Raw genomic sequence first — 23,511 nt, 5'->3', positions numbered from 1 at the left:
GCATCGTCCAGTCGGCGCGCCAGTGCATGGCGGCAAACATCACCATCACCGCCGAGACGAGCAGCGCCAGCATGAACCTCCGGCGATCGACGGTGACGCAGTTCGCAGCCGCCTGCAAGGCCGCGAGCGCCCAGAGACCAGCGCGCGGCAGGCGCCACAGCGACAGGAAGATGAGCAGCGTGGCGAGCACAGCAACGATCGCCCAGACCTTCTGCCGCCGCCGGCCGACTTCATCGACCTTGCCACGCTGTTTCCACGCGACGCGCAGCGTGAGGAAATACACCACCGACCAGATCAGCACCTCGACGCCGAAAGTGCCGTGGTGGATGTCGAGGTACGCGTTGCAGGTGACCGCCAGCACCAGCGCGGCGAAGAGGCCGATGTACGCCGGCCGGTAGGTGACCGGCGGGCTCATGCGTTGAACAGGTGCACGAGATCGTCGCCACAGCGAACGCGCACGCTCGCCGCGTCGATCTCGTGCAGCAGCGCGACGGCCGCATCCGCCTGCGCATCGCGCGAGCTGAGCGGATCGACGAAACTGCTGCGCTCGAAGACGATCGCGAAGATCTGCGCCCGGCTGGCGCGCAGCGCCATCAATGCCTCGAATGTAGCGCTCGCTTCGCCCACCGCCGGCGACAGGAAGACGACCACCGTCTCGCCGTCGAGCGCCCGACGGCCAATCCCTTCCAGCACACTCGCATACGGCCGGCTGCCGTCGGCGTCGACTACCGCCAACTCGTCGAGGATGCGCTGATACTGCATCGCTCCGCTGCCCGCTTCGACCTCGAGCAGGCTTGCCGCGGCGCCCGTCAGCCGGGTGCGAATATTGTTGTAGCAGGTAAACCGGGCCATCGAGGCGGCGATACGCAAGGCATATTCCAGCGTCGCCTGCCGACCCGCGCCGACGTTCGAGCCGCGCGCAAGATCGAGGACGAAGTGCACACACGCCGAAGCCAAGGGCTCGAACTGCTTGACCATCAGCTCATTCATCCGGGCGCTCGTCGGCCAGTGGATGTGGCGCGGATTATCGCCCAGCCGGTATTCGCGCAGGCCGGAAAACTCGGCCGCGCCCGAACCTTCGGGCAACAGATAGCCACCGCGATGAATCTGGCTCGGTGCGCCGCGCAGTGCCAGGTTGACGATAGGAAACACCGCCGGATAGACGGTCAGGCGATGCACGCCATCGTTGCGCTGCTGTCGTGCTTCAGCCAGTCCAAGCGGAAAACTCGAGGCCAGGCCGACCGGCCCCAGCCGATAGAAGCCGCGCTTCTCGCAAACCAGCGGCATGGCGAAGCAACGGCTGCTGCGCCCCGGCACGTAGCCGATCATCCCCAGCGTCCGGGCGACGCTGTGCGCCGTACCCGGCGCTGCCTCGAATGCCGGCAACTGATCGACCAGCTCGACCATGAAGCGCGGCAGGTAACCCCGATTGTGCACATCGACGGCAAAGTTGATTGTTTCGCCTTCTTCCGCCCGATCAGGCCCGCGGCGGGCGACCGACAAGCGCCCGACCAGCCAATGCGGCCAGACCAGTCCGACGACAAGCGTCGCAGTCAGCAGCGCGGCAATGAACCACGGCAGGCTCTGTGCCCGGTTGACCGCGCCGATGTAGGCGACCAGGGTCAGACCGATCAGCGCGAAGAGGCGCAAACGCCGACGCCACCAGCCGGCGAGTTGTCCGATGATGGCCATCGTCGTGCCGCCAAGCCTAGACCGGAGGAGCGACCTGGTCGAGGACTTCGCCAAGAATCGCGTGCGCGCTGCGCCCGAGCGCCGCCGCTTTCGGCTTGGCGATCAGCCGGTGCTCAAGGATTGGCGCGGCCATCGTCTTGACCAGGTCCGGCGTCACATAGGCGCGTCCGCGCAGATAGGCGAGGCCGCGCGCACCGCGCGCCAGCGCCAGCGTGGCGCGCGGGCTCGCCCCCAGACGCAAGTCGGGATGTCGGCGCGTCGCGTCACTGATCCGGACGATGTAGTCGGCAACCGCGGGAGCAAGATGGATTTCCTTCACCTGCTCGCGCGCGGCAAGCACAGCCGCCTCGGAGACCACCGGCTGCAGGCGGTCGATCGGGTGTTCCCTCGCCTGCGCAGCGAGAATGCTCACTTCCTCGCTGAGCGACGGGTAGCCGATACTCAGCCGAACGAAGAAGCGATCGAGCTGGGCCTCGGGAAGCGGATGCGTGCCGGCCATATCGATCGGATTTTGCGTTGCCAGGACCATGAAAAGCTTGGGCAGTTGATGCGTCACACCGTCGGAACTGACGTGGAATTCCTCCATACATTCCAGCAGCGCCGACTGCGCGCGCGGCGTCGCGCGATTGATTTCGTCGGCAAGCAGCAGATTGGTGAATACCGGCCCTGGCCGAAACTCGAACTCGCTGCTCTTCTGGTTGTAAATCGCCACGCCGGTGATGTCCGACGGCAACAGGTCGGGCGTACATTGCAGGCGTTTCATGTCGGCTGCGACCGAGCGTGCCAAGGCACGCGCCAAGGTCGTCTTGCCGGTACCCGGCACGTCCTCGAGCAGGATATGCCCGCGGCAAAGAAGCGCGACGACTGCACGCTTGCCGACGACGACTTTTTCAATGTTGTCAATCAGGGAGGTGGCGAGCACGAACGGTGGCCTTTCGCAGTGGACTTTCGGAAGATGCATGCGCAGCGGCGCGGAAGCCATCTTAACCCGATTGGCACCATGGAGCGACGCAGATGCAAGCGCCTGCCCCAGGTCTTGGCGGGCGGCGAAGTCTACCCGTGCAGGAACAGGCCGGTGCACGTCGTTGGGCGGTGCGCGAGCCGGTGTTATCCGACAGCCGGGCGGACCATTGGGGCAACCACCAACGTAATTTTCGCCCGCGTGCACCGCCAGCCAAGGGCAAAGCAGGGAAAAGCCGGGATTGACCCGCCTTGACACGGACTCATATACTCCGCCGGCAAACCGACAGCTTCCACCGTTCATGTAGTTCCCGACACTGCGAAAGAGGCCCCATCATGACCTTGGCTCTCGAACTGCTGCTGATTCTCGTCTGCCTGTTCTACGGTGCGCGCAAGGGGGGTGTGGCGCTCGGCCTGCTTGGCGGGATTGGCGTCGTCGTTCTCGTTTTCGGATTTCACGTGCCGCCTGGCAAGCCGCCGGTCGACGTGATGCTCACCATCGTCGCCGTCGTTGCCGCATCGGCAACGCTGCAGGCCTCCGGCGGCCTGGAGGTGCTGTTGCTGATGGCCGAGAAAGTGCTCCGGCGAAACCCGAAGTACGTGTCCATCCTTGCCCCCTTCGTCACCACCTTCCTGACCATCCTCTGCGGAACCGGGCACGTCGTGTATACGATGCTGCCGATCATTTACGACATTGCGATCAAGAACGGCATCCGGCCGGAACGGCCGATGGCCGGCTCGTCTATCGGTTCGCAGATGGGAATCATTGCCAGCCCGGTATCGGTAGCAGTCGTCTCGCTGGCGGCGTTTCTCGCCAAGGCGCCAGCCGGCACGCCGGTGCTCGACTTCGTCACGCTGCTCTCGATCACCATCCCGTCGACGCTGGTCGGGGTGCTGATGATCGGTATCTTCAGTTGGTTCCGCGGCAAGGACCTGGACAAGGACGAGGCTTTCCAGAAGCTGATCGCCGATCCGGAGAACCGCAAGTTCGTGTACGGCGAGACGGCGACGCTGCTCGGCAAGACGCTCGAACGCGGTCAGTGGGTGGCGATGTGGATCTTCGTTGGAGCCATTGCCGTCGTCGCCACCCTGGGTGCCTTTGAAACCCTGCGACCGAGTTTCTCCGGCAAGCCGCTGTCGATGGTCCTGACCATCCAGATGTTCATGATGATGGCCGGCGCCTTCATCATCCTGTTTACCAGGACCAACCCGGCGGCAATCGGCAAGACCGAGGTCTTCCGGGCGGGAATGATTGCCGTGGTCGCCGTCTTCGGCGTCGCCTGGATGGCCGACTCGGTCTTCGAGGCCAACCTGCCGATCATCAAGGAAGCCCTGGCCGACCTGGTCAGGACGCAGCCCTGGACCTACGCGGTAGCGCTGTTGATCGTCTCGAAGTTCGTCAACTCGCAGGCAGCGGCAATCAGTGCGATGGTGCCGCTGGCGTTGTCGATCGGCGTTCCGCCGGGCTACGTCGTCGCCTTCGCCGCCGCGTGCTACGGCTACTACATTCTGCCCACCTACCCAAGCGACCTGGCGACCATACAGTTCGACCGTTCGGGTACGACACACATTGGCAAGTACCTGATCAACCACAGCTTCATCCTTCCCGGACTGATTGGCGTGGCGACCTCGTGCGTCGTCGGCTACTTTCTGGCGACCGCGCGCGGGCTGGTCTAGGCGCGGCGCCCGACGGCCTGCCGCCGGCCCCGAACAACGCGCGCTTGCCAACGCAACGGCCATGCTCCGGCCGACGCAAGAATATTGAAACGAACGTTGACGCAGATCATACGTATCTACTGATTTGCTAATGTACCAGGAGTAACATTCTTCCCCGCGCCGAGCCTCGCGGAGGCAGCAGGCGCGACCAGGAAAGCCAAGTTTTCACCGGAGTCTGTCATGATCAAACGTTCGCCGATTGCCTGCGCAATCACTGTTGGCCTTTTCAGCCTTTCGTCGCTGGCCTTGGCCTACGACGCCGACTGGAAGCGCGGTCGGGTCTATTACCGCAGCGTATGCACCGCCTGCCATGCTGCCCAGGCGGGCGGCTCGATTGCGCCGAGCACGATGACCAAGGCGCAGTGGGCCAGCTACCTGCAGGCCGACAAGCACGCCAAAGGCAAGGATTCGATGAAGCAGTACGTCAGCAAGGCCTACCGCGCCAGCATTCGCAGCCAGAACAAGGCGGCCGAAAAGTTTGCCGAGGTCGCCGACGACGAGCTGTTCGAAGACGTCAAGGCTTTCGTCATCAAAGGCGCCAAGGACGGTGAAGCACCCGCCACTTGTAGCTGAGCTGCGCCGACCCGATCGTCTGCGCTTGCTGTCAATTCCCTCTCATCCGCTCATTCCGAATCTGCCCGAGATCATGTTCAAACCGACTCGCCCGCTCGCAGCTGCCGCCGTGCTGGCCGCCCTTCTTTCCCTCACCACCGTCGTCCCGACCGCCGCCCTTGCCGCCGACGAAACGGCCAGCCAAACAAAGGCCGGCTGGTACCACAAGCGGGTCGACGCCGAGTTCGTCGCCAAGTACGCCGTCCTGCCCAAGCCGGAAGACGTCCTCATCGTTGACTCGCGGCCGACTGCGCGCAAGTACGATCCCGGGCACATTCCGACCGCGCTGAACATTCCGGACAGCCAGTTCGACAAGCTGGTCGATCTATTGCCCAAGGACAAGGGCAGCCTGCTGATCTTCTATTGCGACGGGCCGGAATGCATGCTCAGCCACAACTCGGCCTTCCGCGCTGAAAAGCTCGGCTACAGCAACATCCGGGTCTACGCCGACGGTTACCCGGACTGGCTGAAGAAAGGCCATATTGCGGCGGTCAGCGTCCCCTACATCAAGAAGCTGATCGACGACAAGGCGCCGCTGACGCTGATCGACTCGCGGCCGAAAGAGCGCAAGTTCGACAAGGGCCACATTCCTGGCGCGATCAGCATTCCCGACCTGCAGTTCGACAAGCTGGTCGACCGCCTGCCGGCCGACAAGGCCGCCCCACTCTACTTCTACTGCGAAGGGCTGAGCTGCAAGCTGAGTTCGGACTCGGCCGCCAAGGCGGTCAAGCTGGGCTACACCGCGGTCAAGGTGGTGCCTGAGGGCTATCCCGCCTGGGAAAAGCTGTACGGCCCCGGACCGACCGCCGAAGCCGCCGCACCGGCCGCTCCTGCGATCCAGCCAGGCAAGGAAAGCGGCACGATCAGCCTCGCTTCGTTCGAAAGGATCTACAAGGAAGCGCCGACAACGATTTACTTGATCGACGTCCGCGAAGCCGCCGAATTTGCCAGCGGAACCTTCAAGGGCGCGCTCAATTTCCCGATCAACACGCTGGAAAAGCGGATCGACGAGTTGCCGACCGACAAGCCCATTGTCTTCTTCTGCGGAACCAGCGCGCGTAGCGGCGAGGCGCACGACATGGCCAAGCTGTACAAGCCTTCGCTGAAGACCTACTTCCTTGCTGCCGAAACCAAATGGAGCAAGGATGGCAGCTACCGGATTGCCGAACCGAAATAGTTCGGCTCACCGACTTACGCGAGGAAGACATGAGCGCCAGAATATTTCGGCGAAACGCCACGATGTGGTCGGGCGGCCTGCTGCTTGCCGCGCTGCTCGTCGGCGGCAGCGCCTTGGCCGGCGAAGCGCCGCCAGTACGGCTGGATTCGACGGCCGACCATAGCAAATACAAAGAATTGCAGCAGGAGTTCGCGTCGGGCCCGGAGCTGACGAAAGTCTGCCTGAGCTGCCATACCGAAGCGGCCAGGCAGGTCCACCGCACCAAGCACTGGACCTGGGACTTTCTCAACCCGGAGAACCAGCAGCGCCTGGGCAAGAAGAACGTCGTCAACAACTTCTGCATCTCGGTTCCCTCGAATTACGCGTTCTGTACCAGTTGCCACGTCGGTTACGGCTGGAAGGACGCGAGCTTCGACTTCTCCGCGGAAGAAAATGTCGATTGCCTGGTCTGCCATGACACCACCGGCAGCTACCGCAAACTGCCCGGACTGGCCGGCCACCCGCCGTATAAGGATGTCGAGATTCCGCCCGGTTCGGGCAAGATCGCCAAGGCCGTCGACCTGAGCCGGATTGCCCAGAAGATCGGCAAAACCAGTCGCGACACCTGTGGCGCGTGCCACTTCTTCGGCGGCGGCGGCGACGGCGTCAAGCACGGCGACATGGATTCCTCGCTCGCCTCGCCGGACAAGGAAGTCGACGTTCACATGGACGCCACCGGTCTCGACTTCACTTGCGGTACCTGCCACAAGACAGCCAGCCACGACGTTCCGGGCAGCCGTTACACACCAGTCGGCAAGGACAAGGGCGGCGCCCACATGCGCGGCAAGGAAGACAAGAGCAATCCGGCGACTTGCCAGGCCTGCCACGGGCTCAGCCCGCACAAGGACGCAGGCATGGCGGCCAAGCTCAATCACCATACCGACAAGATCGCCTGCCAGACCTGCCACATCCCCGCGATTGCGCGCGGCGGCGTCGCTACCAAGATGAGCTGGGACTGGTCGACCGCCGGACGGCTGACGCCGGACGGCAAGCCGATGATCAAGAAGGACGACAAGGGGCGCGTCATCTACGACTCGAAGAAGGGTGATTTCACGCTGGGTGAAAACGTCGTCCCCGAGTACGCCTGGTTCAATGGCAAGGTGAGCTACACGCTGCTCGGCGACAAGATCGAGAACACCGAAGGCGTGACGCACATCAACAAGCTGGGCGGCAGCGCCAAAGACGGCGAATCGCTGATCTGGCCAATGAAGGTTTTCCGCGGCGCACAGCCCTTCGACGCGGTTAACAAGACGCTGGTCACGCCGCATACTGCGGGCAACGACGATACCGCGTACTGGAAAAACTTTGGCTGGGAAAAGGCCATCGAGACCGGCATGAAGGTGGCCGGCGCTGATTTCTCGGGCAAGGTGGGCTTCATCAAGACCGACATGTCATGGCCGATCACGCATATGGTCGCGCCGAAAGAGAAGGCGCTCGGCTGCAACGAATGCCACACCCGCGGTGGTCGCCTGGACCGGATCGAAGGCGTCTACATTCCGGGGCGCGATGGCAACAGCCTGGTCAACCTGATCGGCTGGATCGTCGCCGGCGCCACGCTGGCTGCCGTCGCGCTGCACGGATTGGTCCGCATCGTACGCCGCCCGCGCTGATTTCAGGGAAACCCTCATGGAACGTATCTACATCTTCACCCGCTTCGAACGCTTCTGGCACTGGACGCAGGCGCTGCTGGTCATCGGCATGCTGCTCACCGGTTTCGAAATTCACGGCACCTACCATCTGCTCGGTTTCGCCAAGGCGCACCAGATTCATGGCATCGCCGCCTGGGCGCTGATCATTCTCTGGGTGTTCGCCATCTTCTGGCACTTCGTCACCGGCGAATGGCGCCAGTACATCCCGACGATGAAGAATGTCGACGTGGTGCTCAGGCACTACGCCTGGGGGATCTTTCGTGGCGAACCTCACCCCTTCAAGGTGACGCGCCGGCAGAAGCACAACCCGCTGCAGGCGCAGGCCTACCTGATGGTCAAGGTGCTGATCAACCCGTTGCTCTGGATCTCCGGGCTGCTCTACCTCTACTACAACGAGCTGGCCACCCTCGGACACCATTTCGACCTGGCCAGCATCGCCCTCGCGCATACCATCGGCGCTTTCCTGATGCTGGCCTTCTTCATTGCCCACGTCTATCTGATCACCACCGGCGAAACGGTCGGCGCCCATTTGAAGGCGATGCTGACCGGCTGGGAACGTAGCGACGAGAAGAGCGCCAGGTAGGCGACGACCCGCCTCTGCCCATTTGTCGATAGCTGGTCCCGCGCGGCGCGCTCAGCCACTCTCGCAGCTTGCTGCCAGCACCTCTGAGTGAGTCAAGCGCCCGCGGATCGACTCCAGCCTTGCCTCGAAGGTCACCATATCGCCGCCGAGCAGCCGGATTCGCTCCAGGTGATCGGCCGTATCAGACGATGACCGGGCCTGGCAGGCCTGCGCCTGCCGCAAGGCCTGGTCGATCACCGCCAGCTTCTCGTCGCGATAAGCGTCGAGTTCGTGCACCAGCGCCGCCCCCAAGCGGGCATAGACTGCATCCAGCGTTTCACAAGCGGCCGTCAACAGCTCGCTGCGTCGAGCGAGCAAATCCTTGATCGCTTTCGCCGACGCGTCCTTCGCGCCCGCACCGCCGAGACTGCCAACCAGACCGCCGATGAGGGAACCTCCGGCCGGCCACAAGCGTTCCGCCACGACATGCAGCACGTGCGATGAATCCCAGTCGAGGTCGCCGAGGTTCGCCTGCAAAGCTCCCTGAGCAAGCGTCGAGGGCTCGACCAGCAGCGCATGTCGGTTCGCTTCCGCCTGCAGACCGCTGGCCAGAAAATCCCGCGCGACAGGAATGTGCGCGTCGACACAAGCCGAGATCGCCTGGCGCAACACATCGGCAACGAAAAGCGGCAGGTGGCGCCGGACTTGCCCGGTATCCAGGGCAGCGGCCTGCGCGGGCAAGGCGGCCAGGACGCGATCAACGAAGGCGGACACCCAGCCTCTCGCCTGCTGAGCCAGTCGCGCCAAAAGATCATCCACTTCACGCTGACGCCGCTCCCGATCCTGCGTGATACTGTTCCGACACGCCACTTCGGCGGCAAGAGCTGCTTCTACCTCACTTGCCCGCGCGCTGAGGGCAGCGCGCAGCAGCTCGAGGCGTTCGCCGACTGCAACGAGGAGCTTCCTGGTCAGATCGATGGCGCGCTGTGCCTGGATCGCCTCGCGCTGGCAAGCGATGGTTTCCGCCAGACTCTGGCGAAACAGGTCGAAGCCCGCGGCAAGCTCGCTGGCCGCGTCCGCCAGAGGACGCGGCGTGCCCGCTTGCCTGGCCTGCTCGTCAAGCGCGCTCAGCGCAAAATGTTGAGCGCCAGGAAATGATTTCGACAGGCGGCTACGCACCTCCTCGGCCAGGCGCTGGCGATCGCCGGGCCGAGAAACCAGATCGAGCATGTTGAGTACGAAACAGATCTTCGGGAAGTCGCGCGGCGCCAAGACGTGCCGGAAGAACGTCTGCTCCGACAACGACAGCGGCGAATGCGGCGACAGCACACCGATCACCAGATCGCAGCGGTCGAGATACGCTGCCACGGCGCTGTCGAAACGCCGGAAGATATCGCCACTGCCCGGCGTATCGACCCACACGACGTCCTCCTGCCCCGGCAGCGGCAGTTCGAGGCGCAAACGGTCGACCTGATCGCCGTACCTCGCAAGCAGCGGCTCGAGCGCCTCACGGTGCAGTTCGTCGGCGCCGATCCGCACGTAGCCGCCGTCCTTCATCATCAACCTGGCGTCACACGCACGGCCATGGTGCAGTTCGGTAATGGCGATCGTTTCCGGGAGCACATCGACGCCGAGCACCTGCTGGCGCAGGATCGCGTTGATCAGCGACGACTTGCCACGCTTGAAGTCGCCGACGACGACGATATGGAGCGGTGATCCAAGGCGACCTGCAATGGCCATGGCCGCTTCCTGCAGGCCGGCGACAACACGATCGCCGAGCAGTTCGCGATTCTCCGGTGAGGCAAAGTGGGCGCACAGCGCAGCGAGCAATTCGCCGATTTCCGTGCACAGCCATGCGCCGTCGTAATGGACCGAGCGGCTCACCGCAGCGCTCACCCCGGCCTCGGCCGGTCTGCTCTGTTCACCCATGGTTCGCCCTTTCCTGTGTGACGCTGCCGGTATTCCAGACGCGAATCAAGGCCTCGCATTCAGCGTCGACTTCACTGATCGGGCGCACGGCCAGAGCGTCGTTCGCGCACCATGAGTGATACACGTCGCTCTCGGCAAAAAGCCGCGCCGCCTCGATACGTTTGTAGGCCACTGGATGTGTGCTGCCGAGTTCAAGCAGGCGGACAGGCGTCTTGCCAACCGCTCTCGCCTGACGAACGTAAGCATCGAGATCCATCGCTTGCAGCGCCCGCTCGCCACCCGTCTGGATTCTGGCCAAAGCACTCATCATCATCCGCGCGTCGCCGGCACAGATTGCCCCGGCGCGGTCGCAAGTTACTTCGGCGCAGCGCGACCAACGCGCCAGAAACAGCACGACCGAGGTCTGCAGGACGCCGGCAAGCAGACGCAATAGACCGGTCGCCACGCCGGCCGCCGAAAGCGTAGCAAGAATCCCTCTCGCCAGCGGGTTGCCAACCAATTCCGCCAACGCATGAAACGCGCCGTGCAAATTGTGAATATGTCCGCACTCGTGGCCAATCACCGCCAGCAATTCGGCCGTTTCCAGAGCACGCACCAACCCGGTAGTCAGCACGATGCTCGGCCGCGCGTCGTCGGCGGCGAGCGTCATTGCGTTCGGTTCAGGCGAAAAGATGACAAAAATTCGTGGCACACCGATGCCGAGTCGCTCGGCGCACTGCTGCCCGAGGGCATGGATCTCCGGGTACTGGCTCGGACCGACCGCCACTCCCTGCATCGTGTGGAGGTGCTGATAGAGGGGTTCGAGGTGACGGACCAGCGCTCGGGTTGCCCAACGGATAGGCGCCACGGCAGTCAGGTGGGCGCGCAGTTTTCGGTCGAGCGAGAAGCCGTAATCGGGAATGCCATCGACCAGATGCCGCTGCTGTTGCCTTTCGCGCTGCTCCACGTAGGCCTGAAAGTCGACCGGCAAAGCCAGAGTCGGATCATCCAGTTGAGGAAGGGCGATCGCCATCGGTCAGATCTCCAGGATGTCGACCAGTTGCTTGGATAGACGCGCCGATGCTTCGCTGATCCGCCGCGCCTCCTGCTCGATCAGCGCAAACCGCTGGCGTTCGAGATCGCCAAGGCCGACATCGCGTTCGTAACGCAGCCGCAGGTCCAGCAACGTCTTCTCGGCGTTGTCAAGCGCCGCGTTGGCTTCCTTGCGCACCGCTTCGCGCAACTGCTCGAACGCCGTGCTCATCTGATCGTACACCTGGTACTTGAAATTGACCTTGGCCAAACCCTGAGCGAGTTCGGCGAGCACGCCTTCCTTGTAGCCGGCTCGAAAGCGATCGATCTTCTCCTGGCGAAACAGCTTGGCGGCAGCCAGCTTGCCCGGCAGGATCGAAGCCAACCCGATGCCAATGACGACCGGCAAGCTTACTGGCGCCGAGAAGATGGCCAGCGCAACGCCAGCCGCGACAGCGGTGCCCACCGAGACTGCCGCGCCAACCGCCGCGCCCTTGCCACCGGCTTCGCGATAACCCGACCATACGCCGCCAAGGCCGGTCAACACGGCGATCGCCGCCGCCGCCACCTCGCCGCCGCCATGCACGCCCTCTTCGACCGGTACGCCGCCGAAGTTCAGGTTGATCTTCTCCATCAGGCCGCCAAGAGCATTGGTGAACCCCGCCAGGCGTTGCATTTCTGCGGCCAATGCGGCGTTGATCTGAAGCTCGATGGTCGCCGCCTGTTTCTCGCTTTGGCGGCACAAGGCGGTGTCAACCAGCTTGCCGAGCCGTTCCTTGAGCTTCCTGGTGTCCTTGAGGTCGTCGCCGACGATCACCGCCTGATCGATCGCCTGACCTGCCGCCAGCGTCAACGCGTTGGGCAATCCGTCGACCAGCGGCGCCAGGGTCGTCCGGGTCTCATCAGCCGCAGTGCGAATCCTCTCCATCTCGTTGGCCTTGCGCCGTTTCAGTTCTTCCAGCTCGCGCTCGGAATTGCGATACGCCTGCTCGAAGTCGTCGCGTTGCAGCGATATGGCGTTGCGCCGCAGCTCGAGTGCCGTCAACAGATCACGGCACGTTGCAAGGGCGCGATTGACAGGCACCTGCAAACGAATTGCGCCGCGCCGCTCGGTCAAGAATCGCTGGAGTTCAATCTCGAAGACCGCAAAACCGCTTCGCTCGAGCAGGGCCTGGTCGCCGCTCTGCTTCGCCTCGAGTGCCTGAAAGGCCGACACGCCAAACACCCGTGGCCGGCCGATCTTCTTGACATAGCTTTCATACTCCGGCGAACCCGCGCCGAACTGCTCCTTGGCGCGATCCATCACCTGTTGTTGAATGCGCCGCTCGATTCCCTGCACCGCACGCTGCGCGTCCTGCGGCCGATTGAAGTTGTCGATGCCGTTGACCACAAACACCACGCGCCCGAGGTCGGCGGTCAACAGGCGATTCTCCAGAAAATCACGCTCGTACTCGCTGAACGGTGCTTGGCCGAGAATCACCATGATTGCCGCATCTATTTTGGGCAGCACCGACAAGGTCACCGAGGTCATCACCTCGCTATCGTTCAGCCCGGGCGTGTCGATTACGTCGACATTGTTGCGGCAATAGGGGCTGGGGTAATACACCGTCGCCTCTTCGACCGTCGCGGAAAGCAGCTCGGACTGATCGGTCAGCTTGGTCACATAGTCCGCCAACTGATCGGGCGGCACCTCTTCCTCGCGCCCATCCTTGTAGCGCACGAGGACGCGCGGTGTCAGGCCGTAGGAAACGCGATTCAAAGTCGCGGAACACGGCAGCACGTCCATCGGCAAGACCGTGCCACCCAGCAGGGCATTGATGAAGGTGCTCTTGCCGCGCTTGAACTCGCCGACCACGGCGACGGTGAAGCTGTCGTTCTCCAGACGCTCCAGCACCTCGTCGATCAGAACCGCGCTTTCCTTGAGGTTCAGCTCGCCGGCGAACTCGTGCAGGCGACGCAGGTCGTTGGTCAGGCTCATCAGCACGCGCTTGTAATCGATGAATGTAGCCATCGGCGCACTCCGCTCGTGACCGACCTGCGTCGGCCGCATTTCTTCATTCGTCATGCCTCGTCTCCTTGAGAGAAATTGCCAAATGCTTCGGACGCCATTGCTGCCGCTGGATCGCCCGCAAAAGCCTGAGCCAGCAAGCTCGCGTCGGCCGCCGCGCGCTCGGCGATCTGACGCGTCTCGCTTTGCATCTCCGCCAGCGAGCGCAGTTGCAACAGGTTTGCCGTTCGCCGCCGCTCGCGCTCGATCCGCAGCTCGACCCGGCGCCACTCGACGACCTTGCCGACATGCAAGCACTCTCTGGCCAGCGTCGCAGCAACGCCGTCGCCTAGCGACGACACTGCCGCCAGCGCCTTGCTCTCCAGTTGAAGCGCTACGAACAGCTCGCCGATCTGTTCCAACGTTTCGCCAATGTACGCACGGCGCAGACTGGCGCGCACCTGCTCGCGCTTCTCACGCAACTGATTTTCAGCTTTGGTCGAACCGTCCTGCGCCAGCCAGCCACGCACCGCCCGCCAGCTCCCCTGTACCGTGTCGTTGGTCAGCGCCCAGCCGGCCGCACCAAGTGCCGGTTCGGCAAGCAAACCGCCGGTAGGCTGGAAAGACTCGCGGAAAGCACGCGCAAACGCGGTCAATGTACTCGCACTTTGCTGCGCCAGCGGCAGCATGGCGCCCGCTTCCGGTCGCTCGGGAGGCAGCGCGGTAACCACCGGAAGGACCTCCCCGTTGGTTTCGCGGTCTGCCAACGCAGCGTCGAGGCGCCGGCCAATGGCCCGGATTGCCTCGTCTTCATCCCGGCTCCAATCGGTCACCACTGCCGTCAACTCGCCGCCCAAGCGCTCGATCAGCGGATGCACCGCTGCGGCCAGGGCTTGGCGGATCACCGCCGCGCGCGCTTGCTGATCGGCCAGGTGCGCGTCGGACAACGGCACCGTCGCGATCGCGCGCTCGGCGGCGGAAAGAATTTCCTGTCGGCGCCGAGCGAGGATTTCGCGCACCCGCCGCTTGCCGAGCTCGGTCCGTGCCGCGACACCAGCAACGCGCTCGTCGATCGCGGCCACCAGCGCCGACAGTTCCGCCAGGCGACGCTCGAAGCGTTGCGCCTCACCGGACTCGCGGCTGCCGCCGCGCTCCTCCGCCACACCGAGTTCGCCGAGCTGACGGCTCGCCGACTCGCTGATGACGCCTGTTACCTGCGCCAGCGTCGCCGCGCCGCGATCGCGCGCGAGATACTGCTCGAGCGCCGCCTCAAGCTCGACGAAGCAACTCGCCGCATACAGCGCGCTGTCGTGCACATCCTTGCCGTGCAGCGCCTGATACGCCGAAACGCCAAACAGGCGCAAGGCACCGGCGTGCGCACAACCCGCCCTGTCGAGCGTTGCAACCAGGCGTCGCCGGATCTCTTCAAGGACACGCTCGCGCTCAGACTGGCTGTGCAGCTTGTCCATGTAGGTGACGACGAAGAACAGGCGATTCGCGTCGAGATGGGCCAATAGCTGGCTGAGAAACGTTGACTCGCTCTGCGAAAACGGTGTCAGCGCCGAAATCACCATCACCGCTGCATCGGCGGTCGGCAAAACGCCGATGGCCATCTCGCTCAGCGCCCGCTCGTCGGACAAGCCAGGCGTATCGACGATGTTCACATTGTTCTGGCAGAAGAGCGTCGGATACGCCACGATCGCCTCGCGAATGGCCAGCGCCCGCTCCCGTGCAGCCGGGTCGCTCTTCGTCACATAGTCGGCCAGCGTGGCCAGCGCAATCCGCTCGCGATTGCCGTCGCGCCAGACCAGCGTCGCCTCGGCGTTGCGGCCATAGACCACGCGCGTCAGCGCGGCGGTCGCCGGGAGCACATCCATCGGCAACGCTGCCGTGCCGAGCAGAGCATTGATCAGCGTCGATTTTCCGCGTTTGAACTCGCCGACGACGGCGATCGTGAAGACGCCCTGCTCCAGGCGCGTTATCGTTTCCGCCAGTCGCTTTTCCTCGTCCGCCAGACCCAGGCTGTGCGCCTGCCGCTGCAAAGCCGATAGCGCAACAACCGCGCGGATCAGCAGACGCGCGTAGTCGTGGTACGAATGGAGGCTGGAGAAGCGCTCGTCGGGGGCCGCACTCAATTCGTCGGGCACGGGCATGCGCGTCTCCTGCTGCTGCGGGCACTGCCAAGCAAGCGCGCACGGCGCGCGCGCGCAATCGGCGAAGTGATCGATGTCGATGCCATCCCTTTCCTCCTGTCTGTGAGTACAAGGCGCAGCGAGCGGCGCCCACCCTCACCTAGACGAGGCAAGCACTGATTTGTCAGGGATATTGCCGGGACCGAAAAAAGGTGCTGACGGGAAACTGTTTCGCACGTCTGTATCAACAGGACAGGATGTCAGCCGCGCGACGAGAGAGGCACTCGCAGCCCTCATCCGGGCCAGCTTCCGTGAATGCCCGGTCGCTTGGTTTGGCTTCCTGTTCGTGCAGCGCTGTGCAAATGGAACTTGTCATCTGAGTAATAACTTTTCATAGGAGGAAGTGGAATGCGCGCAGTATTTCTTGGCCTGCTTCTCGTCTGGGGTCTGCCTGCGTGGGCGCAAATGAGTGCTTCGGAACAACTCTTGCAGGCAATGATGCAGAAGCATCAGCGGGAACGGGAGGAGGATAACTGGATTCAGAGTCTGCTCATGAGCTGTCAAAGAGGCGATCAATCGTCTTGTATTCGCTATCAGGATGCTCAGCGCGAAGCGAGTGAGCGGCGCGATCGTGAGATCCGGCGAATGGAACTGTATCAACGCTATCGCAATCAACCGTACGTGCCCAAGTATTGACCAGGTTCGGCCGGCCCGCTTGCGGGTTTCGCGGGGGTGGATTGCCGACAACGATCGCCATCGGAAGAACGACGGAAGCTCTGATTCAATCCCGTTCATGAACAGAGAGCACGCATTCGCTTGACTGCAGCCTGGTCAGGTATGCGGCGTGCTCTGCTGCGCCGCCATTGAACCTGCGCTTCCCTTTACATCGGGAGAAGGAAATGGGAACAAAGTGGCCGGTAAAAGTCACGCCGTTGATCAATGCAACATTGCTGCTCATCCCCGCAGCAGCAATCGGCGGGACAGTCTTCGCTGCCCGGTCCTATTGCGGCATCACCGGTGCGACCGGAACAGGATATGGCCAGACACGCGAAATTGCCGCGTCGAATGCGATCGGCTATTGCGTTGCCGCTGGTGGGGTTCCTGACTGTTGTCTGCAGGGTGTGCAGCTGGCAGGAGTCGCATTTACCGCCACGGCGTATTGCTCGGTAACCAGCCGCTCGGGGAGTGGCATGGCGAATACCCAGCAAGGTGCCAACCAGCTCGCCATTCTCCAATGTATCGCGCATGGCGGGATTCCGGACTGTTGCCGTAACGGCCTGGTTTATTAAGTCGGATCGGCCCCGCTCGGCGCCAGGCCAGGAGCAGGCGGGGCCCAGCAGACCAGTTCTCTCGCAGCGAGCAGACCATGTTGTCATTGCCCTGCTGCGCGCCGGCCGGTCGACAAGCTCACCGCCAGCTATTCTGACACGGCACAAACCGACACCGGCACGAGTATCGAATGCTCGGCACGAACTAGCAGAAAAGCGTTACTATTTCGCCTGACGTATCCGACCCATCCATGCTCCTGGGGGGAAAGCACGCTTTGGCGGAAATGGACGATCTGGCGGCGATGCGCGCGCTGGCCAATGACAACGCAGACGCACGAAAGGCGGCGATGGCGGCGATCTACCAGCGCCATTTCGACCGCTTGATGCGGCACGTCCGGCTGCGTAATCCAAAGCTGTCGGAGGCGGCGGTCGCCGATTTCGTCGCCCAGACGTTCATCAACGTTTTCTCTCGCGCCGGCGGCTATCGCGGCGAGTGCTCGTTGTTTTCCTGGCTGGTGCGCTGCGTGACGCACCTGATTGTCGATGAGCACCGCCGCAACTCGTCGGTACGGATGGTCAGCATCGACGAAAGCGAAGAAGCAGCGCTCGCGCAGAGCATGCTGCCGACCGACGAAGAACCACTCGATGCAGCGATACGCGGCGAATTCATCGACTGCGTTCGACGGCACTTTCGGACGTTCAGGCACCGTCACCCACAGGCCGCGTGGGCCTTGTGGGCGCGTCTGGTCGAGCAGAGCGATGTGCAGGAGATCGCTGACATGCTCGACAAGACGCCGGGAGCTACGCGCCAATACCTCTGCGATTCGGCACGCCGGCTCAGGCAGGCACTGGCTGTGTGTCGCGAGCATATGCCGGGCGAATAGCATGCGCAGCGCGGATCGCCGCTTCTGGCCATATCGCACGATGCAGTTTCAGTACTCCGTCCATTGGAGAAAACCAGGATGTCCACCCTTCGATCGTTCGCCGGGCCGATCCTTGCCTGGCTAGTGGGCTCGATGTCGGCAATTCCCGCGGCCGGCGCGGCAAGCCTGATCGTTTCCCGGACAGACGCCGGCGTGACCGTGCAGTCCGCGCAGGGCAGCGCGCGGCCGGCGCAGCTAGGCAGCGTGCTCAATACGGGCGAGCGCCTCTGCTTTCCCGACCGTGGCGCAACGGTGTGGCTGCGCCGCAGCGACCGCGGCAGCTCCTTCCCGCATACCGCGCAAGCCGGCTGTTGGAAAGGCGCCGAGATCGAAGCCGCCCAGGACGGGCCCGGCAGCCGCTCGCTGCAGCGCATCGTGCTGCGCGTGCTGAAGGCCCTCAGCACATATGGACAGAACAGGCACGCATCGGTGACCGCCGCCGCGCGCGGCGGTCAGATCGGAAACGCTCTGTGCAAGGTGGCGGCCCATACCGACTGGTTGGTCATCGACCAGCTTGGTGGCGTCGTCGTACCAATCGTGCCTGGCGCTGGTGGCAGGCTGACGCCGTTGAACACGCGCGGCGATGCTGCCGGCGCTTCGATCACCCTCGAGGAGAAGGCAGCGGAGTTGCGCCTGCCGGCGGTCGGTGCGCCGGGGCAGGTGTTTGAGCTGGCGATTCGCGGCGGCCCGGACGAGCCTTGCTGGCTGCGCTTGCGCATCGTCGATGGCGCGCAGCACCCCGCGCAAGCCCTGCGAGCCAGCGTCGCCACCGACCCGAAGAAAGCCGCCTGGGAAGCGGCGATACATGCGCTGCGCCTGGTCGATGAGCACGGACGTGCGTGGACGCTCGAAGCGCTGCGCCAGCTCGCCCGCCACCGAACAGTTCCGGAGGCCGACCGGGCCTACGCCTACCTCGCCGCGGCAAACCGCGAGTGCGTCAACAGCGATGGCAGCAACAGCCCGTTTGTCTTCGACATGCCTTGGCTGCGCGCGTCAAAATCCCTGCTCAGCGAAGGCCGGCGACGCGTCTTCGTCGTCTGGCGCGGCGGCCTGCCGCCTTTTCGCGTCAGCCTGAAGCGCGAAGGCGCGGCCACACCGCTCGCCGAATCGAGCGACCTGAACATGTGCGAAGCGTTTCTCCCGGCATCCGACCTGACCAGCGGCCGGCACGTACTGACGGTCACTGATCACGCGGGCCTGCAACTTGAGGTATCACAGATCGAGGTCGTTCCGCCGGAGCTGCGTCCGTCCGCAGAGGCGCTGCCAGCGGCCTCGGTGCAGCCGGCGTGGCTCTCGGCGGCGCAATGGCTGGCCGAGCAGGAAGACGGTGCCTGGCGCTTCGAAGCGCTGCAGGATGTCGCCGCTCACCTCGGCGACACACCCGAAGCGCAGGCGTGGATTCAACGCAGAGGTCGGCTGCGCTCGCTTTTGGAGATCGAACCATGAACCGGCAACGCACCCGTCTCGTAATTCCCACCCTGAGCGCCACCTGCCTGGTGATTGCCTGTCTGCTCTCCGTGCCGGCGACAGGCGCTCCACCTGCCGACGGACAGAGCGGTGCGGCGTCGGCGACGCAGACCGACACGCTCACCCGCCAGGCTGACGAGTTGTTTGAGGAAAAGAACTACACAGCAGCGCTGGCGCTCTATCAGCAGGTGCTGGCGGCGAAGCGTGCAGCGGGCGAGCGCCTCGACGAGACGATCGCAACAGCATTGGGCGACGTGGGCAAGACGCTATTCAAAATGGCGCGCTACGCCGAAGCGGAAGCGCACCTCCGGCAGGCGCTCGCCACGGCTGAACAGGCGCTCGGCAGCGATCATCCGGACGCGGTCACCCACCTCACCAATCTGGCCCTGCTCTTGCGCGACGTCGGCCGGCCGGCTGAAGCTGAGCCCTTACTTCGCCGTGCGCTGGCCATTGGCGAAGCCAGCCCCGGCACATCGCCGGCAACGATCGGCCTGCGCCTGAATAACCTGGCGGGCCTGCTGCGCTCTACGGGTCAATACGCCGAAGCCGAAGAACTCTACCGCCGAGCCCTGGCGATGGCCGAACAGGAAAGCGGCGGCGACAGTCTGCAAGTCGCCATTCGCCTCAGCAATCTGGCGCTGCTGCTACAGGAAACCGGCCGCTATGGCGAAGCGGAAACCGCTTACGTTCGCGCGCTGAAAATTTTCGCAGCAAGGCGCGGCGCCGGCCACGGCGACACCGCGACCGTGCGCAACAACCTGGCTGGGCTGCTACGCACGACCGGTCGCTACGCCGACGCCGAGAAGCACTACCGGGACGCGCTGGCAATCGACGAAAAAAACTACCGCACCGACCACCCGGAAATCGGCACCGACTGGAACAACCTGGCGCTGGTGCTTAAGGAGACCGGACAACTGGTCGAAGCGGAGGCGCTGGCGCGCCGCGCGCTGGCGATCGGCGAGCGCACACGCGGCCCGGATCATCCCAGCGTCGCTATTCGGGCGGGCAACCTCGCCGGAATTCTGCGCGTTGCCGGCCGTAACGCCGACGCCGAAGCGCTCTATCGCCGGGCGCTGGCGATCGACGAAAAGTATTACGCACCCGATCACCCGGCAGTCGCCAGCGACCTCCAGAATCTCGCCCTGCTGCTCGCCGCCGACCGCCCCGACGAAGCGCTCGCCCTGTACCGGCGCGCCTGGCGTCTGGCGCTCAGCGCCGGCTCGCCGGAGCTGCTCTGGAAGCTGAACGGCAACCTCAGCCGGTTTTACGCCCGACGCGCTCCGGAAGTCGCCATATTCTTCGGCAAGCACGCGGTCAACACCTTGCAGCGCCTGCGCGCCAACCTGAAGACGAAGCATGAAAGGCCGCCCCAGAATAGGTCCCAGGAAAGAGCGCCCCAGAAAGCTTTCCTGGACTCCGCCGGCAGCGTGTACCACGAGCTTGCCGAACTGTTGATCGAGCAAGGCCGGATCGCCGAAGCGCGCGCAGTACTCAAGCACCTCAAGGAAGACGAGTACCGCGATTTCATCCGTGGCGAAACCGACCCCGCCGCGCCCGTCAGCCGTCTGCCCTACAGCCGGGCCGAACAAACCTGGGCCGAGCAGGAGGAGGCGCTGGCCGCCGAAAGCCTTCGCCTGGCCGATGAACACAAGGCACGGCAAGCACAGCCAGCCGCCGGCAACGACGCGTCAGCCACCACCCTGCAGCCAGAACTCGTCGAACTGGCCGCGCGCCGGGAGCAGCTCGGCCAAAGTTTCGAAGCCTGGTTCGCTGGAGTCGTCGAGCAGTTGCCGACCGACGCGCAACGTCTTGCTGCCGACGAGCGGCGCCAACAAGACGCCGCGCTCGCCCAGGCGCGCCGGCAGATCGCCGACCTCGGCGGACACGCCGCGCTGCTCGAATACCTGCTGATCGGCGACCGGCTGCACATCGTGCTCACCACTGCCCAGCAGAGCGTGGTCCGGCGCGCGACCATCGACGGCAAGAACATCGCAAAGCAACTGATCGATTTCCGGCAGGCGCTCGGGATTCGATCTCTCGACCCGCGTCCAGCCGCACAGGCGCTATACCGCGACTTGATCGGCCCGGTTGCCGCCGACCTCGACGCGGGCCAGATCGACCACCTGCTGCTCTCGCTCGAAGGCGCGCTGCGCTACATTCCTTTCGCCGCCCTGCACGATGGCGAGCGCTATCTCGTCGAACGCTACGCCCTGTCGCTGCATACCGCTGCCGCATCCGGCACGCCAGCAAAGCACAGCGGCGTCCCCAGCCGTCTGGCCGCTTTCGGTTCAACGCGCGCGCATCCCGGCTTCGCCGCTTTGCCCCACGTCCAGCATGAAATCGACCTGCTGCGCAAGAGCGGCAAGCTCAGCACCGAGGTCTATCTCGACGACCAGTTCACCGCCGAACGGCTGCGCCAGAGCCTCAAGCGATCGTACCCGCTGCTGCACATCGCCAGCCACTTCCAGTTCGTCGCCGGCAACGAAAGCGCTTCGTTTCTGCTGCTTGGCGACGGCAATCATCTGCCGCTGATGACTGTGCGCCAGGGCGATTATTCCTTCTCCGGCGTCGACCTGTTGGCTCTTTCCGCGTGTGAAACGGCGCTGCAAGGTGGACGCACCGCCGACGGCCGCGAAGTGGAGGGCTTCGCCGTGCTGGCGCAGAACAAGGGCGCGCAGACCGTCCTGGCGACGCTCTGGAAAGTCGACGACATGACGACGCCGGAAGTGATGCGCGCGTTCTATCTTGCCCGCGCCGGCGGGAAGTCGAAGGCCGCTGCGCTGCGCGAGGCACAGCAGGGCCTGCTCAGCGGCAAGCTGAAGCCAGCCGTGCTTTCCAGTACCGGGGCTCGAAGCGGCGGTGCAGGGCCAGCAATCGGGGCCACCAAGTCCTTCAACGCCGACGCCAAAAGCCCGTTTTCTCATCCTTACTACTGGGCACCGTTCATTCTGCTTGGCGACGCGTCGTAGGCGAAGACCCCCCTGCCCCGATCGACATCCTCTGCCTGCCCCGCCCGAGGCGGCCGCCGGCCAGGTGTGTCGGCATGTTCGGACTCTCCGTCCAGCGCCCTGATCAACTCCGCGAAGAAAAAAGCTGACACGACCCGTCGCCGCTCGTCTGTAGCAGAGAGACGAAAACGATCGGACCACAGTCAGATCGTCGCAGTCTGGAGGAAGCCTCACTGCCAAGCTCAAGCCTGTTGCATGCCACCATGTTCGCAGGTCAATGCCCATGGCTGGGTTGTTTGAGCAAGTCGGAACGGCGAGGAAAGCACTAGAAGTAAGGGAGAAGGCGCAAGAAAAGCCTCCTTATGGCGTCCGGGAACAGGCATGGTGAAGATCGAAGATCTGGTCTCCCCGACCGCTGGCCGGGACTTTGATGACGCAGTCGACATCAACGATTTCGGGCAGATTGCTGCAAACGGTTGCCGGAATGGCGGGTATCGCGCCCTTCGGCTTGATTCCTTTACAAGCGCTGTAGCCGAACCGGGCTTGCTCGCCTTGCTCAGCCTCGGCTTTCTTGGCATCGGTGTAAAGCGGCCGAAGAAACGGTAACGCTGGTTCCTGCATCCTCATTCGAGAAGGGCTTTTTGCGGTATCCGCAGACGGAATGCCGCAAGACACGGTAAAACCGTTCGTTTATTGTTTCAACCCTCGAGGACAACATGAAATTTCGTTCGCTGCCATCAAGCAACATCGCCGCGGGTCTGATGCTGGTGCTCAGCACGGCTGCAATCGCCGTTCAGACAAACGGGCCGACTGAGCCCGCTGAAACGGAGTTCGCTCCGACCGAAGAAAGCCGGAGCGAAACCGGGCGGAAGCCACTCGACAACTTGGCGCAAGCCGCGGAAACGTGCCAACTGATCGGGGAACAGAAGGATGGAAAGATGAGGTTCTGCTTCTACACCTGCCCCAGCGGCAAGATGCATACCATTGTAAGAGTCCACGTATGCCCGGCAACCTACGAAAAATAGGGGCTTGGCGCTGCGCAGACGAGCTTCGGGCGCGTGCCGCGCGGCCGTCCGAACCTGGCGTTCGACAATCAGCGGGAAGATCAAGTGGGCGGCGATCGGCAGGTGTTCATCCGACGTGGCGCTGCACGATATCCAGGGTCTGCTGGAGCGGCGCGTTCTCCTCACGTCTGGTGCCGGCGGCCGCCGCCCGCACGACGCCTTGACACCACCGGCGTCTGACCGCGAGGATCAACGTTGAGCACAAGCCCCCGCGCCGCGCGCCAGCAACGCGATCGACGCGGCGCGTTCCCCGCCACTCTTCTGCCGCCTTCGGCACGCATCCCATCGGCTCCGCTACGCAACAACAGCCTTGCACTAAAGGTAACCGTTCACACCCTCTTAAGAAACGCCGCCAGCGTGAGGATTTCTATGGCA

19 protein-coding genes are annotated in these 23,511 nt (G+C 63.9%); 11 read left to right on the top strand and 8 right to left on the bottom strand.

Annotated elements, in window-relative coordinates; translation table 11 throughout:
- From RKP46_RS05465 to RKP46_RS05455, 3 genes are all read right to left on the bottom strand, one after another.
- Window positions 1–415 (bottom strand): hypothetical protein (locus tag RKP46_RS05465; RefSeq protein ID WP_311105693.1); only part of this gene is annotated, 415 nt, incomplete at its 3' end.
- A complete protein-coding gene (locus RKP46_RS05460) occupies window positions 412–1,692 on the bottom strand; it encodes a DUF58 domain-containing protein (protein WP_311105692.1) in 1,281 nt (426 codons plus the stop codon). The genes RKP46_RS05460 and RKP46_RS05465, both read right to left, overlap by 4 nt.
- Window positions 1,693–1,708: 16 nt before the next feature.
- The gene (locus RKP46_RS05455) at window positions 1,709–2,653 is read right to left on the bottom strand and encodes an AAA family ATPase (protein WP_409194106.1); all 945 of its coding nucleotides are present in this window, start codon (window positions 2,651–2,653) and stop codon (window positions 1,709–1,711) included.
- Window positions 2,654–2,988: 335 nt separating this feature from the next.
- Here RKP46_RS05455 and RKP46_RS05450 point away from each other — a divergent pair, with 335 nt between their 5' ends.
- The 5 genes from RKP46_RS05450 (at window position 2,989) to RKP46_RS05430 (ending at window position 8,428) form a co-directional block, all read left to right on the top strand.
- On the top strand, window positions 2,989–4,329 hold the full coding sequence (locus RKP46_RS05450) for an anaerobic C4-dicarboxylate transporter (protein ID WP_311105690.1): 1,341 nt from the start codon (window positions 2,989–2,991) through the stop codon (window positions 4,327–4,329).
- Between the two features lie 219 nt (window positions 4,330–4,548).
- A complete protein-coding gene (locus RKP46_RS05445; protein ID WP_311105689.1) occupies window positions 4,549–4,941 on the top strand; it encodes a cytochrome c in 393 nt (130 codons plus the stop codon).
- 73 nt (window positions 4,942–5,014) lie between these two features.
- Complete coding sequence (locus tag RKP46_RS05440; RefSeq protein WP_311105688.1) at window positions 5,015–6,157, top strand: rhodanese-like domain-containing protein; 1,143 nt, start codon at window positions 5,015–5,017, stop codon at window positions 6,155–6,157.
- A gap of 29 nt (window positions 6,158–6,186) precedes the next feature.
- The gene (locus RKP46_RS05435; RefSeq protein ID WP_311105687.1) at window positions 6,187–7,806 is read left to right on the top strand and encodes a tetrathionate reductase family octaheme c-type cytochrome; all 1,620 of its coding nucleotides are present in this window, start codon (window positions 6,187–6,189) and stop codon (window positions 7,804–7,806) included.
- 16 nt (window positions 7,807–7,822) lie between these two features.
- Window positions 7,823–8,428 carry a cytochrome b/b6 domain-containing protein gene (locus tag RKP46_RS05430; protein WP_311105686.1) on the top strand — a complete coding sequence of 202 codons (606 nt, stop codon included), beginning with the start codon at window positions 7,823–7,825 and terminating at the stop codon, window positions 8,426–8,428.
- Between the two features lie 51 nt (window positions 8,429–8,479).
- On the opposite strand, the gene RKP46_RS05425 is transcribed toward RKP46_RS05430, so the two are convergent.
- Genes RKP46_RS05425 through RKP46_RS05410 form a run of 4 tightly spaced genes read right to left on the bottom strand, consistent with a single transcriptional unit; the run spans window position 8,480 to window position 15,487 of the window.
- Window positions 8,480–10,336 (bottom strand): dynamin family protein, encoded by a 1,857-nt coding sequence (locus RKP46_RS05425; RefSeq protein WP_311105685.1) that lies wholly within the window; start codon window positions 10,334–10,336, stop codon window positions 8,480–8,482.
- Window positions 10,329–11,348, bottom strand: coding sequence for a M48 family metallopeptidase (locus tag RKP46_RS05420; RefSeq protein ID WP_311105684.1), 1,020 nt, complete (start codon window positions 11,346–11,348; stop codon window positions 10,329–10,331). Before RKP46_RS05420 ends, RKP46_RS05425 begins: the two co-directional genes overlap by 8 nt.
- A 3-nt stretch (window positions 11,349–11,351) precedes the next feature.
- The gene (locus RKP46_RS05415) at window positions 11,352–13,412 is read right to left on the bottom strand and encodes a dynamin family protein (protein WP_311105683.1); all 2,061 of its coding nucleotides are present in this window, start codon (window positions 13,410–13,412) and stop codon (window positions 11,352–11,354) included.
- The gene (locus RKP46_RS05410; RefSeq protein ID WP_311105682.1) at window positions 13,409–15,487 is read right to left on the bottom strand and encodes a dynamin family protein; all 2,079 of its coding nucleotides are present in this window, start codon (window positions 15,485–15,487) and stop codon (window positions 13,409–13,411) included. The genes RKP46_RS05415 and RKP46_RS05410 overlap by 4 nt, the downstream gene beginning before the upstream one ends.
- A gap of 387 nt (window positions 15,488–15,874) precedes the next feature.
- Here RKP46_RS05410 and RKP46_RS05405 point away from each other — a divergent pair, with 387 nt between their 5' ends.
- From RKP46_RS05405 to RKP46_RS05385, 5 genes are all read left to right on the top strand, one after another.
- Entirely contained in the window at window positions 15,875–16,162 is a 288-nt protein-coding gene (locus RKP46_RS05405; RefSeq protein WP_311105681.1) for a hypothetical protein, read from the top strand.
- A gap of 167 nt (window positions 16,163–16,329) precedes the next feature.
- Entirely contained in the window at window positions 16,330–16,755 is a 426-nt protein-coding gene (locus RKP46_RS05400; RefSeq protein WP_311105680.1) for a hypothetical protein, read from the top strand.
- 230 nt (window positions 16,756–16,985) lie between these two features.
- Entirely contained in the window at window positions 16,986–17,618 is a 633-nt protein-coding gene (locus tag RKP46_RS05395) for a sigma-70 family RNA polymerase sigma factor (protein WP_311105679.1), read from the top strand.
- Between the two features lie 78 nt (window positions 17,619–17,696).
- Window positions 17,697–19,103 carry a hypothetical protein gene (locus RKP46_RS05390; protein ID WP_311105678.1) on the top strand — a complete coding sequence of 469 codons (1,407 nt, stop codon included), beginning with the start codon at window positions 17,697–17,699 and terminating at the stop codon, window positions 19,101–19,103.
- A complete protein-coding gene (locus tag RKP46_RS05385) occupies window positions 19,100–22,093 on the top strand; it encodes a tetratricopeptide repeat protein (RefSeq protein WP_311105677.1) in 2,994 nt (997 codons plus the stop codon). The genes RKP46_RS05390 and RKP46_RS05385 overlap by 4 nt, the downstream gene beginning before the upstream one ends.
- A gap of 339 nt (window positions 22,094–22,432) precedes the next feature.
- On the opposite strand, the gene RKP46_RS05380 is transcribed toward RKP46_RS05385, so the two are convergent.
- A complete protein-coding gene (locus tag RKP46_RS05380; protein ID WP_311105676.1) occupies window positions 22,433–22,693 on the bottom strand; it encodes a hypothetical protein in 261 nt (86 codons plus the stop codon).
- Window positions 22,694–22,788: 95 nt separating this feature from the next.
- Here RKP46_RS05380 and RKP46_RS05375 point away from each other — a divergent pair, with 95 nt between their 5' ends.
- Window positions 22,789–23,097: a hypothetical protein gene (locus tag RKP46_RS05375; protein WP_311105675.1), complete on the top strand. Its 309-nt coding sequence runs from the start codon at window positions 22,789–22,791 to the stop codon at window positions 23,095–23,097.
- Window positions 23,098–23,511: the final 414 nt, after the last annotated feature.

Source organism: Accumulibacter sp. (genome assembly GCF_031732815.1).
Taxonomy (GTDB): Bacteria; Pseudomonadota; Gammaproteobacteria; order Burkholderiales; family Rhodocyclaceae; genus Accumulibacter.
This window is presented reverse-complemented; position numbering and strand designations above follow the sequence as displayed.

Excerpts from the sequence above, each read along its gene's own strand:
- RKP46_RS05460 (WP_311105692.1), bottom strand. The coding sequence starts at position 1,692 with ATGGCCATCATCGGACAACTCGCCGGCTGGTGGCGTCGGCGTTTGCGC.
- RKP46_RS05455 (WP_409194106.1), bottom strand. The coding sequence starts at position 2,653 with ATGCATCTTCCGAAAGTCCACTGCGAAAGGCCACCGTTCGTGCTCGCC.
- RKP46_RS05450 (WP_311105690.1), top strand. The coding sequence starts at position 2,989 with ATGACCTTGGCTCTCGAACTGCTGCTGATTCTCGTCTGCCTGTTCTAC.
- RKP46_RS05445 (WP_311105689.1), top strand. The coding sequence starts at position 4,549 with ATGATCAAACGTTCGCCGATTGCCTGCGCAATCACTGTTGGCCTTTTC.
- RKP46_RS05440 (WP_311105688.1), top strand. The coding sequence starts at position 5,015 with ATGTTCAAACCGACTCGCCCGCTCGCAGCTGCCGCCGTGCTGGCCGCC.
- RKP46_RS05435 (WP_311105687.1), top strand. The coding sequence starts at position 6,187 with ATGAGCGCCAGAATATTTCGGCGAAACGCCACGATGTGGTCGGGCGGC.
- RKP46_RS05430 (WP_311105686.1), top strand. The coding sequence starts at position 7,823 with ATGGAACGTATCTACATCTTCACCCGCTTCGAACGCTTCTGGCACTGG.
- RKP46_RS05425 (WP_311105685.1), bottom strand. The coding sequence starts at position 10,336 with ATGGGTGAACAGAGCAGACCGGCCGAGGCCGGGGTGAGCGCTGCGGTG.
- RKP46_RS05420 (WP_311105684.1), bottom strand. The coding sequence starts at position 11,348 with ATGGCGATCGCCCTTCCTCAACTGGATGATCCGACTCTGGCTTTGCCG.
- RKP46_RS05415 (WP_311105683.1), bottom strand. The coding sequence starts at position 13,412 with ATGACGAATGAAGAAATGCGGCCGACGCAGGTCGGTCACGAGCGGAGT.
- RKP46_RS05410 (WP_311105682.1), bottom strand. The coding sequence starts at position 15,487 with ATGCCCGTGCCCGACGAATTGAGTGCGGCCCCCGACGAGCGCTTCTCC.
- RKP46_RS05405 (WP_311105681.1), top strand. The coding sequence starts at position 15,875 with ATGCGCGCAGTATTTCTTGGCCTGCTTCTCGTCTGGGGTCTGCCTGCG.
- RKP46_RS05395 (WP_311105679.1), top strand. The coding sequence starts at position 16,986 with ATGCTCCTGGGGGGAAAGCACGCTTTGGCGGAAATGGACGATCTGGCG.
- RKP46_RS05390 (WP_311105678.1), top strand. The coding sequence starts at position 17,697 with ATGTCCACCCTTCGATCGTTCGCCGGGCCGATCCTTGCCTGGCTAGTG.
- RKP46_RS05385 (WP_311105677.1), top strand. The coding sequence starts at position 19,100 with ATGAACCGGCAACGCACCCGTCTCGTAATTCCCACCCTGAGCGCCACC.
- RKP46_RS05380 (WP_311105676.1), bottom strand. The coding sequence starts at position 22,693 with ATGCAGGAACCAGCGTTACCGTTTCTTCGGCCGCTTTACACCGATGCC.
- RKP46_RS05375 (WP_311105675.1), top strand. The coding sequence starts at position 22,789 with ATGAAATTTCGTTCGCTGCCATCAAGCAACATCGCCGCGGGTCTGATG.